Source organism: Polaromonas sp. P1_G2, from assembly GCF_056405515.1.
Window position 1 is genome coordinate 1 of sequence record NZ_JBFUBY010000855.1, and the last position, 533, is coordinate 533.

Consider the following 533-nt stretch of genomic DNA (forward strand, 5'->3'; position numbering starts at 1 on the left):
GTATATATGTCGGCGCTGCCCGGCGAGCAGATCCTCATCTACCGCCGCCGCAATGATCCCCGTTTTTCAGACGTGCTCCGGACGCTCGACCTTGTGCCGGATGACAAAGCCGAAGCGCTCGCAGTCGCGGCAGAACGCAATCTTTCTGAAAAGCTGCTGGCGGTCTATCGCCGCACGCTGCACCCGATCACGCCTCGGCAGGCCGCCGCGGAACCTGTCCATCGGCTGTTCTACGAACGGCTGGTGGATTTGCCGGAGGGTACCTATCCGGGCGGGCGCTATCGGAATTTCTATGTCGGACAGCAATTTGCGTTTCCCGGCGTGACACTGGGTTGGAACGAATTTTCCAATGCCCGCATCGTGGTCAATGGCATCCGCTATCGACACACGATCGGCGAGCTCTTCGACCGCGCCGCCAGGCTGCTGCTACCGGAGCAACTGTTCCATGCCGGCGGGGTCGTGGCGCATGGCGATGCGCACAATGCCAATGTTTGGTATTCGGCCGAGGGCGATCACGCCGCACTTTGCTATTT

Annotated in this window: 1 protein-coding gene; it reads left to right on the plus strand. The window is 60.8% G+C overall.

Annotation, left to right across the window (positions count from 1 at the left end):
- Positions 1–533: hypothetical protein (locus tag AC1D0P_RS27985; protein WP_477679711.1), on the plus strand; the 533-nt coding region annotated here is incomplete at both ends.